General features: G+C 43.2%; 15 protein-coding genes. All 15 read right to left on the minus strand.

Annotation, left to right across the window (positions count from 1 at the left end):
* Window positions 1–17: 17 nt before the first annotated feature.
* A complete protein-coding gene (gene cheZ / locus HV832_RS02305) occupies window positions 18–653 on the minus strand; it encodes a protein phosphatase CheZ (RefSeq protein ID WP_176801913.1) in 636 nt (211 codons plus the stop codon).
* Between the two features lie 34 nt (window positions 654–687).
* Entirely contained in the window at window positions 688–1,083 is a 396-nt protein-coding gene (gene cheY / locus HV832_RS02310) for a chemotaxis response regulator CheY (RefSeq protein ID WP_176801914.1), read from the minus strand.
* Window positions 1,084–1,179: 96 nt separating this feature from the next.
* Window positions 1,180–2,256: a protein-glutamate methylesterase/protein-glutamine glutaminase gene (locus HV832_RS02315; protein ID WP_176801915.1), complete on the minus strand. Its 1,077-nt coding sequence runs from the start codon at window positions 2,254–2,256 to the stop codon at window positions 1,180–1,182.
* Between the two features lie 46 nt (window positions 2,257–2,302).
* The gene (gene cheD, locus HV832_RS02320; RefSeq protein WP_176801916.1) at window positions 2,303–2,911 is read right to left on the minus strand and encodes a chemoreceptor glutamine deamidase CheD; all 609 of its coding nucleotides are present in this window, start codon (window positions 2,909–2,911) and stop codon (window positions 2,303–2,305) included.
* A complete protein-coding gene (locus HV832_RS02325; protein ID WP_176801917.1) occupies window positions 2,908–3,807 on the minus strand; it encodes a CheR family methyltransferase in 900 nt (299 codons plus the stop codon). The genes cheD and HV832_RS02325 overlap by 4 nt, the downstream gene beginning before the upstream one ends.
* Before the next feature lie 48 nt (window positions 3,808–3,855).
* On the minus strand, window positions 3,856–5,580 hold the full coding sequence (locus tag HV832_RS02330; RefSeq protein ID WP_176801918.1) for a methyl-accepting chemotaxis protein: 1,725 nt from the start codon (window positions 5,578–5,580) through the stop codon (window positions 3,856–3,858).
* A 63-nt stretch (window positions 5,581–5,643) separates the two neighbouring features.
* Window positions 5,644–6,159 (minus strand): chemotaxis protein CheW, encoded by a 516-nt coding sequence (locus tag HV832_RS02335; RefSeq protein ID WP_176801919.1) that lies wholly within the window; start codon window positions 6,157–6,159, stop codon window positions 5,644–5,646.
* Window positions 6,160–6,189: 30 nt separating this feature from the next.
* Window positions 6,190–8,238: a chemotaxis protein CheA gene (gene cheA, locus HV832_RS02340; protein ID WP_176801920.1), complete on the minus strand. Its 2,049-nt coding sequence runs from the start codon at window positions 8,236–8,238 to the stop codon at window positions 6,190–6,192.
* A gap of 56 nt (window positions 8,239–8,294) precedes the next feature.
* On the minus strand, window positions 8,295–8,660 hold the full coding sequence (locus HV832_RS02345; RefSeq protein WP_176801921.1) for a response regulator: 366 nt from the start codon (window positions 8,658–8,660) through the stop codon (window positions 8,295–8,297).
* Between the two features lie 52 nt (window positions 8,661–8,712).
* Entirely contained in the window at window positions 8,713–9,261 is a 549-nt protein-coding gene (locus HV832_RS02350) for a chemotaxis protein (RefSeq protein WP_176801922.1), read from the minus strand.
* Between the two features lie 49 nt (window positions 9,262–9,310).
* Window positions 9,311–10,243 carry a flagellar motor protein MotB gene (motB, locus tag HV832_RS02355; RefSeq protein WP_176801923.1) on the minus strand — a complete coding sequence of 311 codons (933 nt, stop codon included), beginning with the start codon at window positions 10,241–10,243 and terminating at the stop codon, window positions 9,311–9,313.
* 20 nt (window positions 10,244–10,263) lie between these two features.
* Window positions 10,264–11,124: a flagellar motor stator protein MotA gene (gene motA / locus HV832_RS02360; protein WP_176801924.1), complete on the minus strand. Its 861-nt coding sequence runs from the start codon at window positions 11,122–11,124 to the stop codon at window positions 10,264–10,266.
* Between the two features lie 145 nt (window positions 11,125–11,269).
* Window positions 11,270–12,079 carry a hypothetical protein gene (locus tag HV832_RS02365; RefSeq protein ID WP_176801925.1) on the minus strand — a complete coding sequence of 270 codons (810 nt, stop codon included), beginning with the start codon at window positions 12,077–12,079 and terminating at the stop codon, window positions 11,270–11,272.
* A gap of 18 nt (window positions 12,080–12,097) precedes the next feature.
* A complete protein-coding gene (flhC, locus tag HV832_RS02370; RefSeq protein WP_176801926.1) occupies window positions 12,098–12,652 on the minus strand; it encodes a flagellar transcriptional regulator FlhC in 555 nt (184 codons plus the stop codon).
* Between the two features lie 35 nt (window positions 12,653–12,687).
* Window positions 12,688–13,005 (minus strand): flagellar transcriptional regulator FlhD, encoded by a 318-nt coding sequence (gene flhD, locus HV832_RS02375; RefSeq protein ID WP_176801927.1) that lies wholly within the window; start codon window positions 13,003–13,005, stop codon window positions 12,688–12,690.
* Window positions 13,006–13,133: the final 128 nt, after the last annotated feature.

A 13,133-nucleotide genomic window follows, 5' to 3' on the forward strand; every position in this document is an offset into this window, starting at 1 on the left:
TGCCGAGATCGAAATACTCAGAAGCCGAGGCTATCCAACAAATCGTCTACTTGACTTTGATTGGCAACAACATCAGTCTTGCCTTCGGGATTAATCTGAGGCCCATTGAGAAGACCGTCAACAACTTCCTTTTTGAGATCATTCGGAGAATAATCGATCAGTAACTGAACCAGTTGTTGCTCCAGATTCTGAGCCAGCGATGTCACCTTTTTAATAACCTGTCCGGTCAAATCCTGAAAATCCTGAGCCATCATTATGTCCATCAGGTGCGACTTGGTTTCCATACTATGATTGCTCACCATCGTCAGATAATTTGAGATGTCATTCATGACCTGCTTATATTGTTCAATACTGACAGCACCTTGGCTAATCAAGGCAACAGACTCACGAATTTTTTTAGCTTCCGAATCCAGCTTCTCCTGCAATGGAATTGCAATATCTGTCGCGTTTAATACTCTTTGCGCAGCTTGCTCAGACATTTTAGCGACATAATCCAAGCGATCTCTGGCATCAGGTATATCTTCCGCGGCTCGCTCTAACAGCTTATCGAGGCCCAGCCCACGTAGACTATCATGCAACAGACGCGTCATATGTCCAACTCTCGAGATGAGTTCGTCTTGTTGCATATGTTGGTGAATAGATTGATCTGTCATGTGTTCAGTCGGTTATATAATCGACATACAGTTGTTATGCGCTTTTACCCAACTTTTCAAAAATTTTGGACAGTTTTTCGTCCAAAGTTGCTGCTGTAAAAGGCTTGACCACGTATCCGTTTGCACCAGCCTGGGCAGCAGCAATAATATTCTCTTTTTTGGCCTCCGCGGTCACCATCAGCACTGGCATTTTTGACAGCTCTGGATCAGCCCTGATGTGTTGCAACATGGTTAAACCATCCATGTTCGGCATATTCCAGTCAGAAATCACAAAATCAAAATCACCATTTTTTAATTTTGCCAGTCCCATTGCACCATCTTCTGCCTCATCAACATTGGAGTAGCCTAATTCTTTCAACAGATTTCTGACAATACGACGCATCGTGGAAAAATCATCAACAACTAAAAATTTAAGATTCTGATCGGCCATAAATCACTCCATTATTTCTTCAAATACAGTTGTTAATATTATCGGTCAAATTAAGAACAAAGGGGACTAAAATTGCAATAAAGCACGATTTGGTAATCAAACCCTCAATGCCCTGCTGCCATGTGTTGTCAAATAATGCAACACTTTTGCCGGCAGTTCATTGAGTGGTGCAACTTCATGGGTCGCACCAATGGCAATAGCTTCCCTAGGCATTCCAAATACTACACAACTTGCTTCATCTTGCGCAAAATTATAAGCACCGGCATTCTTCATTTCCAGCATTCCCGCAGCGCCATCCTTCCCCATTCCAGTCAATATAACGCCAACTGCATTTTTACCTGCATTATTTGCGGCTGAACGGAATAACACGTCAACCGAAGGTCTGTGGCGATTAACAGGTTCACCCGCATCAAGCTGGGTTACATAATTAGCACCACTTCGGGCCAGCAATAAATGAGAATGCCCCGGAGCAATGTAAGCATGGCCGGGTAATACCCGCTCACCACCCACTGCTTCGGAAACAGAGATTTTGCACAATCCGTCCAGACGTTTTGCAAATGACCGGGTAAATCCTTCCGGCATGTGTTGAGTAATCAAAATACCTGGACAGTCCGATGGCATCTGAGCCAGGAAATTTTTAATTGCCTCTGTTCCACCGGTAGATGCACCGATAATAATCAGTTTCTCACTACTGGTTAAAGGATTCCGCACAAGAGGCAATATTTCTGCTGATATTTTATTATGTTCCGCAGATGCGATATGGCGCGGCCGAATTTTGGCTTTCGATGCAATTCTGATTTTGTCTGCAATCAAATCAGAATACTCCAGCATTCCACTCTGAATAGACAATTTCGGTTTAGCTACAAAATCAACCGCACCAAGTTCGAGTGCACGCATCGTGATTTCAGAACCACGTTCCGTTAACGAGGAAACCATGATGACCGGCATAGGCCGCAACCGCATTAAGCGCTCCAGAAAGTCCAGACCATCCATTTTCGGCATCTCTACATCCAGTGTTAACACATCAGGATTGAGTTGCTTAATCATTTCTCTGGCAACAAGCGGGTCAGGTGCGACGCCAACCACCTCCATATCAGGTTGGCTACCGATAATTTCACTCATCACACTGCGTATCAACGCAGAATCATCTACCACTAAAACTTTAATTTTCATTCAAAAACCTCATATCCATCAATCTTAGATCCATGCCTCGCACGTCTCAGAACAGATCGACCTCTCCACCCACTGATGTTGTTTTTAAACGACTTGCATAATCCTGCTCACGTTTTCTCAATGTATCGTTATGTTCGACTTTGAGTTTTTTCACCAACACTTTTCCTGTTTTAGGAAAAAAGTAAACTTTTCTTGGATAAATATCATTGAGGTCTTCCGCAATGACCCGCATGCGTTCTGCCTTTAAATAATCAAGAACAAATTTTGCGTTTCTTTCACCAACATTGATCGCAGTAAATCCTCTGAGCACATTCCCACCACCAAAAACCTTTGCCTCCAGATTTTCCCTTTTCGCACCGGCCTTGAGCAACTCATTAATCAGTACTTCCATGGCGTACGTGCCATATCGCATGGATGCTGACACAGGATTATCCGCATCTCCCCCTGTATCAGGCAGCATGAAATGATTCATTCCTCCAACACCGGAAACCCTGTCCCGAATGCATGCGGACACACAAGAACCAAGTACCGTGACAATCAGCATGTCTTTATTAGTGAAATAAAACTCGCCGGGCAAAATTTTTGCGGCATCACAATCAAACATTCGGTCAAAATAGACGTTGGTTGCAAAATGCTCTTCACTTAATTGACTCATAAGCCACCTTTGTGCAGATGATTCGTCATGCCTTTGTGCCTGGCAGCATTATTTTGCGACAATTCATAAACTGTCTTTCCCTTTAGCTTAAAATCGTCTGTTACATACAAGAAATTTTCCGAATGCCCGGCAAACAATAAGGCATCATGTTTCATCAAAGGGACAAATTTTTTCAGTATTTTGCCTTGCGTCGGCTTATCAAAATAAATCATCACATTACGGCAAAATATGGCATCAAACTCACCGGATAGTGGCCAATTATTAGCCAATAAATTCAACTGTTTAAATGTGATCAGATCGCGCAATTCCTGTCTGATCCGGACCAGCCCCTCTTGATTCCCTTTACCTTTAAGAAAAAACTTTTTAACCCGTTCCGGAGATAGTTTTTCAATTCGCTCAATGTTATAAATTCCTTTTGATGCGGTATTCAGGACATTCGTATCAATATCGGTAGCAATAATATGTACAGGTGGCCTTAGCGTCCCAAATACTTCACAAAGTGTCATCGCAATTGAGTAGGGCTCTTCACCTGTCGAACTGGCTGAACACCATACCTGAATTGGCGGCTGGCATTTTCTGGCATGCTCAGCAAGAATCGGAAAATGATGCTCTTCCCTGAAAAACGAAGTCAGGTTGGTAGTCAAAGCATTTGTAAACGCCTCCCACTCATCGCTATCCTGCTCTTTTTCCAGAGTATTCAGATAATCTGAAAATGAATTAATTCCCGTTGCACGTAAACGCCGTGCCAACCGGCTGTAAACCATTTCTTGCTTGCTGTCAGCCAGAGATATACCGGCACGTTGGTATATCATGCTTCTGACCCGATCGAAATCTTGTGAGTTAAATTCAAATTCTTTCGACGTTTCCGATTTATCGCTTGAACCAGGTTGCCTCATCAAGATGTCCAGGTTAGGTTGACCGTACTTTATAAGAGCGTCAGGATTTTAAAATTCCTCCCAGGAGTCGTCAGTCTCAGCAGATGCAACAGATTGTTTGTTTGCAATTTTCGGAGTTTGCTTTTTATCTGAAGCAGCTGTTTTTGGAGCAATTGAAGTCACCTTTTCAATTCTGAGAACGTTTTTCGGCTTTTCGAATCTTTGCTGATCCAGACCAGTTGAAAACTGCTGACTCAGTTTGAAAACGCTAACTGCCTCCGCAAGGACAATTGATTGCTCCTCCATGCTTTCCGCTGCTGCCGCAGCTTGCTCAACTAAAGCTGCGTTTTGCTGAGTCATCTCATCCATCTGATTAATCGCCTGATTCACCTGCTCAATACCTGCACTTTGCTCTTGGCTTGCGGCTGTAATTTCACTCATAATGTCTGCGACATGCTGAACACTGGTAACAATTTCATCCATTGTTTTGCCAGCTTCGTCGACTAGTTTGCTACCCTGATCAACTTTGTCAACTGAATCACCAATCAATGATTTGATTTCTTTCGCTGCGCTGGCGCTACGTTGTGCCAGATTTCGCACTTCGGCAGCCACCACGGCAAAACCACGTCCCTGCTCTCCAGCACGCGCGGCCTCAACTGCCGCATTCAAAGCCAAAATATTGGTCTGAAATGCAATACCGTCAATCACGCCAATGATATCCACGATTTTCCGGGAGCTTTCCTTAATCGATCCCATAGTTTCAACAACCTGCCCCACCACAGCACCGCCCTTCACCGCAACATTGGTTGCAGAAACAACCAGTTGATTAGCCTGACGTGCATTATCAGCATTTTGCCGGACAGTCCCAGTTAACTCTTCGATAGAACTCGCAGTTTCCTCCAGGGAACTTGCCTGTGACTCCGTCCTTCTCGACAAATCAGCATTGCCGGAAGCGATCTCCTGAGCCGCAACTGTGATAGTCTCGGTGCCTTCCCTGACTCGTCCCACCGTGGCAGCCAGATTGCTATTCATATTCTTCAAGGCGGACAAAAGCGAAGTAACCTCATCGTTACCACTAACTACAATATCACTGCGCAAATCACCGCTAGCAACTGATTCAGCCACCCCCAGTGCCTCAGACAATGGTCTGGTAATGCTATTGGTGAGCAGCCATGCAAATAATGCTGCAATGGCAACCGCTAAAGTCAATATGCCGTACAAAATATAAGAAAGCCGCTTTCCTGCCGCCGCCGCCGCATCAAAAATATTCTTGGAAGTGAGCGTCTGCAAATCAACCAGTTTATTAATCTCAGAAATCTGCTTTTTGTTGATTGGCTCAAGGACGGTGGAGATGATTTTAACGGCGCCTTCTCCGTTAAACGCCAGCGCCTGCCCTACAGCATCTTTAAACGGCTGCTCCATGTCCTTATCAAGTTTCGCAATTTCTGCGAGAACCTTTTTTTCATCCTCGGTCAATCCTAAAGCGATCAACTTATTTTTAGAATCCTCATAAAGCTGCCGTTGCGATTTAACTTTACCTTCCTCTTTCTGCATCTCGCTCACATCGGATTGAATGCCAATATTGCGCATTGAAATGCCACCTTCATAAAGAGAGCTTTTCATTGTGTTCGCTAAGATCTGCTTTTGATTTGCCAACCCGGAATTATCAGCTAACTCTTTGCGGGCGCCGGCACTCAGGCTATTTACCAATAACAAAACAATGACTAGACCAAGCAGGATTAAAGCAAATCCAATAGCTAAACGGGTTCCGATTTTAAAATTACGCAAATTCATAGATATATCTCCTCACTACAGTGAATCATTACCTTTTTATTATGATAATTTCTGGTAATTCATTTAAGCTAACTCATCCACCAATCCCATTTCCGGGCTGGACATCAGTTTGTCAATATCAACCAAAATCAGCATCCTGTCCTCTAAAGTTCCTAAACCAATCAAAAAATCTGTGCTGAATGTTGTTCCCATCTCTGGAGCAGGGCGTACCTGATCAGGAGTCAATGTCGTGACATCGGAAACGCTATCAACCACCATACCAACGATTCTTCCTTCAATGTTGAGAATAATCACAACGGTGAACTGATCGTAGGTAGGTGTTCCCAGATTAAACTTGATACGCATATCAACGACGGGAACAATAATACCCCGCAGATTAATGACTCCTTTTAGGAAATCAGGCGCATTGGCGATTCTGGTCACCGCTTCATAACCACGAATTTCCTGTACTTTCAGGATATCAATTCCATATTCTTCATTGCCAAGCGTAAAAGCAAGAAACTCATGCCCGGCAATATCTGCGTTCCCATTTTCTATATTGGAAGTCTGATCATTCAATGATTGGAGTAGTTGTGCCATATATGATCCTTAATATCTATTTTTAACGAATTATTTATTTGAGCGAAGTAATGCGGACACATCCAAAATCAAGGCGACACTACCATCGCCTAAAATAGTTGCGCCTGAAATTCCAGGGACTTTTTTATAATTGGATTCAATATTTTTTACGACAACCTGCTGCTGCCCAACCAAATCATCCACAAATAAGGCTGCTTTTTTTCCATCGACCTCAACAATCACAACAATACCTTCTGAAGGATGGGTAAATTTGGGTTCCAGATCAAAACGTTGGTAAAGCGGAATCAGAGACAGGTATTCATCCCTGACTTTAATGACAGTTCCCTTGCCATGCACCTCTTTTACATCGGATCGTGCTGGCTGCAATGACTCCATTACAAAACCAAGCGGCAAGATATAGATTTCATCGCCAAGTTTGATGGACATACCGTCCAAGATAGCCAAAGTTAACGGCAATGAAATCGTGATCGTCGTTCCAAATCCCATAGCAGAACGGATATCAACCACCCCACCCATGGCCGTGATGTTTCGCTTAACGACATCCATACCCACACCACGACCAGAAACATCCGTGACAATTTCTGCTGTAGAAAAACCAGGTGCAAAAATCAGTTGCCAGACTTCGGCATCTTGCATTGAATCTGGGGCAGTCAATCCATTTTGACGCGCCTTGGTAAGAATTTTTTCTCTGTTCAACCCACCGCCATCGTCACTGACTTCGATGACAATATTGCCGCCTTGATGAACTGCGGAGAGCGACAATTTACCGACTTCACTTTTGCCCGCCTGCACGCGAGTGGCAGGCAACTCAATGCCGTGATCAATACTATTCCGAACCAGATGCGTCAATGGATCTACAATCCGCTCAATTAACCCTTTATCTAACTCTGTGGAGGCACCGTAAGTAATTAGCTCGACGCGTTTTCCCAATTTGGTAGCAAGATCCCGAACCATCCTTGGAAAACGGGAGAATACATAGTCCATCGGCATCATCCTGATGGACATAACCGCCTCTTGCAAGTCGCGTGTATTGCGCGTGAGATGAGCAACACTACCTAACAGACGCTCATTGAGAATGGGGTCTAAATCACGAGTCCGCTGTTCAAGCATTGCCTGTGTAATGACCAGTTCACCTATCAGGTTAATCAATTGGTCAACTTTTTCAATACCGACCCGGATAGTGGACGACTCCTGGGATGCGACATGTTTTTCTGTTTCTTTTTTCGTTGCTGGATTTTTTTTATCGACAGCACCTTCTTGTGTCAATACCGGCATCGGCGCGGGTGCTTCTGTTTTAGTGTTCGCCTCTGTAGCTGCATCCAAAGGTGGAAACATGGCATCAAGAGGCTCAAAAAAACCGTACCCAAGATCTTCCTCGGTCTGATTCTGCGTCTTTTTTGCAACTAAACGAGGAACGGATGACTCAAGCGTGATGTTCAGATTATCCGGATCCAGAATGAAGGAGCAAATTGAAATAATATCGTCTTTAGATTCATTTGTCTGGAGATGAAAAATCGCTTTTCCTGGATCGCAATTTTCCTTGAAAATCAAGCCAAGCAATCCCAGCTCCGACATTAAAGCACTGGTATCAGCATCGTTGATCGCTGCAATCTCAACTTTAAATGTCTGCTGAAAATGTGTATCACTATGATCAACCACAACCGGGTCTGCCGATCTGGCCGTGTGATCAGATTCATCCGACAGCGACTGCAAGAGCATCCGTACGTCACCTACTGCGTCCTGATCAACCACGCTTCCCAGACGATGTCCGTCAAGCTGCATTTTGAGAATATCTTTAGCGCTCAAAAATGCGTCGACATGCTCCGATGTCAGCGACATCTCGCCTTTTCTGATTTTGTCCAACAATGACTCAAGTACATGAGTGACTTCAGTCATATCGTTCAGGCCAAACGTAGATGCACCACCTTTAATAGAATGCGCGGAACGGAAAATCGCATTTAAATCTTCCGCGTCAGGTGCAGAAACATCGACTGCAAGCAGCAATTTTTCCATCTCGGCAAGAAGTTCATCTGCCTCATCAAAAAAAACCTGGAAAAACTGACTCATGTCAATCGTCATTATTTAACTCCGGCATTTACATAATTAGCACAAGCAATAACTGGCAACTTCCCAACTCAACCAATAACTTTTTTTACGACTTCAGTTAATTTTTGTGGATCAAAGGGTTTCACCAACCAACCATTCGCCCCCGCAGCCCGCCCCTTGGCCTTCATATCATCACTGGACTCAGTCGTCAGCATCAAAATAGGTACACGCTGATAAGTCGCAAGACCTCTCAACGACTTGATCAAAGTCAGCCCATCCATTCGTGGCATATTTTGGTCAGTCAGCACCAGATCAACAACCTGCATCCTGGCTTTTTCCAGACCGTCCTGCCCATCAACCGCCTCAATGACCTGATATCCAGCAGCTTTCAGACTGAACGCGACCATCTGCCTCAAAGAACCAGAATCATCCACCGCTAAAATTGTTTTAGCCATAATTACCCCGTTTTCCGAATAAAACGCAATACATTCATAACACTGTTACAGACTAAAATAATTCAATATCACCACTATCTAAATGCTTTTGATGAACCGCCTTCCTGAGCAAGTTTTGCAAGTCAATACTTTGCTTTTCAAGACGGAGAATTGTCTCTTTCAGAAGGGATTCAATATCATCGCTTGGCGCATCATGTGAAATATCGTTTCCGACGACACCGAGCGTAGTCAAAACCTCCCTCAGGCCATTGCATCTTTCTAGTGTTCTTGAAATTAACTGACTGGTTAGGTCCTGGAATTGCAGAGAAGTCACTGCTGCATTGACATGCTGAGAAATCTCGGCCTGGATCGCTCTGATTCGGCCAATGCTCTCAGGAGGAATTAATCCCGTGTCAATAATCAGATTAATTTCATCCTGCTCCTTCAATACGGCAGAATGTAATGAGAGAAAACTGACCCCCAATTTCTCAATCGCTTCTCCCAACAAAAGAGCTGTCTGAGCCAAATCAGTTTCTACTTCAGACAAATGCGCATTTCCGTGGTCAGAGACTCCTGATAACAACTGCTTTACATGAGACCCTAGCATTTTTTTGGGGGACATCTCAGTATCCTATTTGTTCAGTTTTATCACTGACGCCATTCATCATGCGCTACTTACCTGACTGTTTAACAGAAACCTCAGTCTCAGCATTCGTCTGGCTTGTTACCTCGACAGAGCCGCCATCCTGAGATGCAGATTCCTCTGCCTTCTTATTCATAACAATAATACTGATGCGTCGATTAATAGGATTAAGCGGATCCTGCTTGTCAAACAGAACAGACGACGACAATCCGACGACACGCAGCACTTTAGCCTCATCCATACCACCGTAAATGAGCTCTCTTCTTGATGCGTTCGCACGGTCAGCAGATAGCTCCCAATTACTATATCCCTTTTCCCCCATGCCATAGGGAGCAGAATCAGTATGTCCAGATAAACTGATCTTGTTAGGAACTTCGTTTAATGCTTTTCCGATTTCATGGAGAATTTCTTTCGTATATGGCTGCAAGTCTGCTTTCGCGGAAGCGAACATAGGTCGATTTTGCTCATCAACCATCTGAATTCTCAACCCCTCTGTTGTAATATCGAGCAATAATTGTTTTTTATAGAGTTTTAATGTTGGATTCGACTCAATTGCAGCTTCAATTTTACTTTTTAACCCTTTCAACCTCTCAGCATCAGCCTTAGCTAGGGCGGCCTCTGCAGCCTGCAAATTATAGGATTTCCGCTGTGCTTCAATGTCGCCTTTACGATTTTGTCCCTCACGCAAACTCAAATCTTTGCCTCCGCCTTTAATGACACTGGAACTATCTCCACTACCATCTCCGCCTGCCATAGCAACCTTGAGGGGAGTTTGAAAATACTCCGCAATCCCTTGAAGATTTCCTTTTGCAGTGGAGCCCAAGAGCCACATCAGCAAAAAAAATGCCATCATTGCAGTGACAAAATCAGCATAAGCGATTTTCCAGGCACCGCCATGATGGCCGCCAGCTACTTTTTTTATCCGCTTAACGATGATCGGCCGTAATTCTTCATTTGCCATTTGAAAACCTAACAATTCAATTATTTAGATTTTGATTGTTTAATATGTTCTTCCAGTTCAGCAAAAGCCGGGCGCTCCGTAGAGTACAAAACCTTGCGTCCAAACTCTACGGCTAACGCAGGCGCATAACCATTGAGGCTAGCCAGCAAGGTCACTTTGATGCATTGAAAAGTTTTTGAGGACTCGTCCAGTTGCTGTTCAAGTAAACCGGCCAAGGGACCAACAAAACCGTAAGCCAGCAAAATACCAAGGAAGGTCCCCACCAGCGCATGTGCAATCAATATCCCCAACTCCGCAGGTGGGATGCCAACTGACTCCATCGTATGAACGACTCCCATCACTGCGGCAACAATACCAAACGCAGGCAAACCATCGCCTAGCTTTGCAATAAAGTGCGAAGGAACAGCACCTTCATGGTGATGAGTGTCGAGTTCGTTATCCATCAGATTTTCGATTTGAAATGCGTCCATATTGCCAGATACCATCAGACGCAAATAATCACAAAGAAACTCCATCAAATGGTGATCATGAACGATGGCAGGGTATTTACTGAACAAAGGGCTTTCTTCAGGCTTTTCAATATCACCCTCAATAGACATTAAACCTTCTTTTCTGACTTTCGTCAGCACATCAAACAACATCGTCATCAATTCCATATACAGGGCTTTGTTGTACTTAGAGCCCTTAAAGACAGCAGGAATTGCTTTGAGCGTGGCCTTTAAACTTTTGGCGTTATTCCCAACCAATGAGGCACCAATGGCAGCACCACCGATCATCAGCAATTCCAATGGCTGAATCAGAACAGCCAAGTGACCGCCCGACATGATAAAGCCACCAAATACTGAGCCAAGTACTACGATATAGCCGACGATGACTAACACGGAATTACACTCCTTGATTGGAAAATCATATTTGAATATCTTACGCCAATCATATCAGCCCATTTCATAGGATTCATTACAAATTGATGTAAATCGAGAGACTGATATATATTTCTTTTAAAAAATATCTGAAGCCACAACATATTTACAAATACCAGACATGCAAAATACGATCGTCATTTTTAAACTTTATTTTAACGTCCGGAGCAAACCCGTCTACCGCAAATTCGTAGCTCATAAATATGCTCCCCGGTTGCATCTCATCTTGCACCTTTTTCCAAATTTGGGGCATCACAATCGGAGACAAATAGGCAAAAACAACATTAAATTTTTCAAAATTTAAATTTTCATATCTCCCAAAATGAAATACAAAATTTCTATTTAGGTAAAATTTTGATTTAATGACACTATACAGCCAAGGTAAAATGGCAATCTCAACGCCATAAAATCTCCACCCTTCTCTTAAGATACTCAGTTGAAAATTCAACCCACCAAATCCACTCCCGACATCAAGAAAACAAATATCTCTCTCATCTGAAACGATATTCACAATTTCGTATGGCAAAAATTTACTGGAAGGGAAAAATGGAACTCTTGTCATCAAAGTAGTCCCAAAAACTAAAAACAGAGCAAAGAAAATACCTAAGCTAAGAAGGGGTGGGAAATCCATATAAAGTGCAAAGATCAACGCAGCCGGAAAAGCAAAATTCAATACATGCCACCACCATTCGAGTTTAAATCGAATAGAAAGCCATAAAGCTGATAATGATGGAAGAAAAAAAATCGGGTACGTGATGAATATCTGAGTAAATTGATGCTTTAAAAGAAAGAGCAGAAAGAACGTAAATAAAAAAGCCATGATCTGTATAATCATGGCTTTAAGAACAACGAAACAGGCAACATCTGGAAATCGAGCTTCTTTTTCGTTACGATCATCAACAAACAACAAACTCAAACAAACCTCCGCTACATATCAAGCCACCATTTCTAATTCAGTAGCAATTTCTTTAATTTTTTTGGTCTTCCCCGCCCTGGACGGCATATGACAAAGACCACATTGATAATGATTATTCAAATCGAGTGAATGCGCAACAAAATGCCCACCACACTCAGAACATTTTGCAAAAGTTAGCATTTTGCCTTCAAAAAACCGCACTAAAGTCCATGCGCGCGTCAAAGATAAGACAGCCTCATCAGGTTGCGAGCAGCCTACCTGCTCAAGATAAAGACGATAAGCTTTAATTATCGCGTCAATTCCAGATATTCCAGCGTGATCATTCAGATATTTATAAATATTCATAAATAAAGAAGAATGAATATTGGGTTGCCAAGTGGTGAACCAGTCCGCTGAAAATGGCAACATTCCTTTTGGCGGCGAGACTCCTTTTAATTCTTTGTAGATCTTCAGTAATCGTTCGCGAGACAGGGATGTTTCAGACTCAAGCAGTTGCAATCTGGCTCCGAGATTGACCAGCTCAATCGCCAATTGAATTTCATTTGCTTCATTAACAACACTTTTGCCAGCCATATTTAACTCCTGTCACTCAATCATTAAACGTTTAATTAATGGATTTCTTCAACAGGCTGACCGGCCATTAAAATGGCAGCATGAGAATGAGCGAGTGCACGTTCTTTATTGTAGTTGGTTAACATACACAGAATTGAGCTATCCTCGAAACGAAACCGGGCCAGCATCATATTTGATCCTGCCAGTTTAAGAATTTGCGAATTATTCAGCCCCTCGATCAGATCGGCAATTTCTTTACCGATCCCAAGTCGGAAAATAGCGGTTGCTTTATCCGCACGAATCATTTGTTGAGCCAGCATCAGATAGCTCAAATTAGCATCGCGGATTTCAGCCATCATGTCATTTTGTGTCATGTTTGTACCCTCCAGTCTATTTCCCAAGCAACGTTTGTTGCCGATGAGACAGATTGTGAGTGAGCACAAAATTGGTCGATATAGGCGGGACGAGGGATTTTAATTCAGAAAAATACTAAGCGCCTCGT

Source organism: Cognatundibacterium oligocarboniphilum, assembly GCF_013377855.1.
Lineage (GTDB): Bacteria > Pseudomonadota > Gammaproteobacteria > Burkholderiales > Burkholderiaceae_D > Undibacterium > Undibacterium oligocarboniphilum.

Excerpts from the sequence above, each read along its gene's own strand:
- flhD (WP_176801927.1), bottom strand. The coding sequence starts at position 13,005 with ATGACACAAAATGACATGATGGCTGAAATCCGCGATGCTAATTTGAGC.
- cheY (WP_176801914.1), bottom strand. The coding sequence starts at position 1,083 with ATGGCCGATCAGAATCTTAAATTTTTAGTTGTTGATGATTTTTCCACG.
- HV832_RS02325 (WP_176801917.1), bottom strand. The coding sequence starts at position 3,807 with ATGAGGCAACCTGGTTCAAGCGATAAATCGGAAACGTCGAAAGAATTT.
- HV832_RS02350 (WP_176801922.1), bottom strand. The coding sequence starts at position 9,261 with ATGTCCCCCAAAAAAATGCTAGGGTCTCATGTAAAGCAGTTGTTATCA.
- HV832_RS02335 (WP_176801919.1), bottom strand. The coding sequence starts at position 6,159 with ATGGCACAACTACTCCAATCATTGAATGATCAGACTTCCAATATAGAA.
- flhC (WP_176801926.1), bottom strand. The coding sequence starts at position 12,652 with ATGGCTGGCAAAAGTGTTGTTAATGAAGCAAATGAAATTCAATTGGCG.
- HV832_RS02315 (WP_176801915.1), bottom strand. The coding sequence starts at position 2,256 with ATGAAAATTAAAGTTTTAGTGGTAGATGATTCTGCGTTGATACGCAGT.
- HV832_RS02330 (WP_176801918.1), bottom strand. The coding sequence starts at position 5,580 with ATGAATTTGCGTAATTTTAAAATCGGAACCCGTTTAGCTATTGGATTT.
- cheZ (WP_176801913.1), bottom strand. The coding sequence starts at position 653 with ATGACAGATCAATCTATTCACCAACATATGCAACAAGACGAACTCATC.
- cheD (WP_176801916.1), bottom strand. The coding sequence starts at position 2,911 with ATGAGTCAATTAAGTGAAGAGCATTTTGCAACCAACGTCTATTTTGAC.
- cheA (WP_176801920.1), bottom strand. The coding sequence starts at position 8,238 with ATGACGATTGACATGAGTCAGTTTTTCCAGGTTTTTTTTGATGAGGCA.
- HV832_RS02345 (WP_176801921.1), bottom strand. The coding sequence starts at position 8,660 with ATGGCTAAAACAATTTTAGCGGTGGATGATTCTGGTTCTTTGAGGCAG.
- motB (WP_176801923.1), bottom strand. The coding sequence starts at position 10,243 with ATGGCAAATGAAGAATTACGGCCGATCATCGTTAAGCGGATAAAAAAA.